The sequence below is a fragment of the Candidatus Eisenbacteria bacterium genome, assembly GCA_030017955.1.
Classification (GTDB): domain Bacteria; phylum Eisenbacteria; class RBG-16-71-46; order JASEGR01; family JASEGR01; genus JASEGR01.
Genome location: JASEGR010000158.1, coordinates 1 through 2,851 on the forward strand (window position 1 = coordinate 1; position 2,851 = coordinate 2,851).

Below are 2,851 nucleotides of genomic sequence, written 5' to 3' on the forward strand. Positions count from 1 at the left end.
CGTCACGGGCGTCGGGATAATCGCGGTTGATCCCTGGCCGGCCGATAATTCCGGCCGTGTCCTTGGCGGCCATCATGAAGACAGCGGCTTCAACAGCGGCAAAAGAACATTCAAGATTTACGTCCCCAAGTGCGACATCGCTATGGACGGGAATCGGGACGATTCCATCACCTTTGGCGACACGAACGACAACCACTATCTCTTCTGGGTTAATGACGACGTTGACGTAATTTCCGGCGGCGAGGAAGACGACGCGCAGAGCGGAACGGCGAACTGCAACGACAGCGCCATTACCTGCAAGCGTGACTTGGAGGACTTCACCAGGCTGCATATCAAAGTGGACGACACCACGGCCAACTTGTCGGGAATCACCTACTTCCTGAAGTTTGAGAACGTCAGCTCCGGCTCACCGTCGGTCAACATTTTCGAGGCGGTCGGGGAATCTTCCACCTACCTCTCCGACACCAGTGTTGCCGCTCAACAAATCCAAAAGACCAAACTGATTACGGTCGGGACAACCGAAGTCCAGTTGCCGAATCAGCACATCAAGACCGCCGATCAGGTGTCGCCGTTCATTCTGGAAGGCAAGACCGCCGGGAAAGGCGATTTGACGTTGATCGTCAAGATGAACGGCAACGAGGTCTGCAAGAAGGCGATGAGCCTTGACCTCAGACCGATAACCGAGTTCTACGAGAAATACGTTGTCACCGTTATCGCAGACGACAATGTGAACACAAATTCCGGCAGCAACGCCAATTCAACGACATACACGCCAGAGAACGACGAATATGTTCTGCACGTTCACGGCTGGAACATGGAAGGCTGGGAAAAGGATCGCTGGAGTGAAACCGTCTTCAAACGCCTCTGGTGGCAAAGATACAAAGGCCATGTCGGTGGTTTTCAGTGGCCCACGTACACAGGCATACTTACATATGATGCAAGTGAAGTCCGGGCATGGCGTTCAGGCGAAGCGTTGAAGAACCGCATCACCAGTCTGAACTCGACGTATTCGGGAGAGATCCGGGTGATTGCCCACAGCATGGGCAATGTCGTGATGGGCGAGGCGCTCCGGCTTTTCTCGTCATCCGTGGTTCACACGTACATAGCGGCTCAGGCGGCAATCCCGGCTCATTGCTACGACAACACCGTCACCAATTACTGGACCGGCTTTGACACGCCGAATATTTACGCCCGCTATTCTTCGGGACTGTCGCCTGATACTCCATACCTTGCCGCCAATTCAAGTCATGTGGGAGCAATGGCTCTGTATTTCAATCCCGTAGACTATGCTTTGGGCGCAATAGCATGGCAGTTAAACAACGAGATGAAACCGGACTTGAACTACTGGTACACGGAAGGCGATTCCAATGTTGATTCCTACGCTCCGGCTTCTGGCGACCGCTTCTATTACGACAGCCTCTTGCCGTTCGATGAACGCACCATGACTATTCCGGACGACAGGTTTGAAACCTTTGCCCGGATCGTGGAGTCCCGATCCAGAGCTCTGGGCTCCGAGCCATCTGTGAATGGCTTTGGCACGGCAAGGGATCTGCGAAATTGGGGATATAATAATCAGCACTATTCCCACAGCCGTGAGTTCCGATCAAATATCGTGGATGAACGGCCGTTCTGGACGGCTGTTGTCGAAGATGCCCAACTTAACCAGTAGGTGGAGGATTTCCAAATGATGCTGAAAAACGAGAAGTTCCTGTTGCCCTTGATCTTGTTGGTATCAGTGTCGGCGATGGCCGATAATAACGATCTTTCCCCCATGGAACGTGAAGGTGCCGAAAAGAAAATGTCACTGATGAAGGCAATTGTTCAGAAACGCGATGTTGCCATCACCTTTTATGGCAAAGTGGTCGATCAGAATAATGCACCGGTCGTCGGTGCAAACGCAGAGATTCACATTCAGCATTTCAGCCCCAAAGAATCCGAATTCTTTGGCCAAATCAAGACAATCACTGTCCAGACAGATAATACTGGGGTCTTTTCAGTTGAGAAGGAAACAGGTTCAAGTCTCTATATCCAAGGCATCTCGAAGGCGGGGCATGACGGAGCCTTGTTAACGGACCAGAACCGGAGTTTTCAATATTTTGAAGAGCCTGGCCATCCGAAACCGTTTGTTGCTGGCAAGAAATCTCCTGTTGTCTTTCGCATGAGGAAGCAAGGCGATACCACATTCCTTATGAACACAGTGGATTGGAGTTGCCAGGTCTCTGCCAATGAATCTGGCCAGACGAAGGGATACGATCTTATCCGGGCAACACCTGTCCGGGATATTGCTCAACTTGTTCTAAATGACGAGCCGCTTGTATGTGATTTCAAAATGAAAGCTGTATTCAATACGAACGACACAACATGGGCGGTGGTCTTGTCGCCAGGCAACACCAACGGCGGAATCATCGTGTCCGAGCAGTTGCTATACGAAGCGCCAGACACGGGTTATCAACCGGAATACGTCTTCACGCCCCAAGATCAAAAACCATTGAAGACGAAATACGTCTATCTGAGGAGCCGGGATCCGGCGATCTACTCTCGTCTTGAGGTAGAATATTGTACCGTGGCTAAGAGGTTCATTCGCCTGCGAGGACGATCTGTCACCAATCCCTACGGTGACCGGAATTTTGAACAAGCTGGCGATCTTCCTTACGAGGCGACGAAGCAACTCGCCGACGAGGCGAAGGCATCCTTCCGGCAGAACAAACGCCCCTCGAAGCCCGACCTTCCGAAGCTGGTCAAGGAAGCGAAGGATAAGGCCGAGAAGGACAAACCGAAGCAGTAATCCGGCACATGGACGTTGACCAAGCCATCGAGATCGTGACGAAACTTGCCGACGGGGTTGACCCGA

At 52.1% G+C, this 2,851-nt stretch carries 2 protein-coding genes; both read left to right on the forward strand.

The genetic code is table 11. From position 1 onward, the window contains the following. Positions 1 to 1,669 (forward strand): alpha/beta hydrolase (locus QME66_13200; GenBank protein MDI6809904.1); only part of this gene is annotated, 1,669 nt, incomplete at its 5' end. A 15-nt stretch (positions 1,670 to 1,684) separates the two neighbouring features. Next, positions 1,685 to 2,785, forward strand: coding sequence for a hypothetical protein (locus QME66_13205; GenBank protein ID MDI6809905.1), 1,101 nt, complete (start codon positions 1,685 to 1,687; stop codon positions 2,783 to 2,785). The last annotated feature ends 66 nt before the right edge of the window (positions 2,786 to 2,851 follow it).

Excerpts from the sequence above, each read along its gene's own strand:
- QME66_13205 (MDI6809905.1), top strand. The coding sequence starts at position 1,685 with ATGATGCTGAAAAACGAGAAGTTCCTGTTGCCCTTGATCTTGTTGGTA.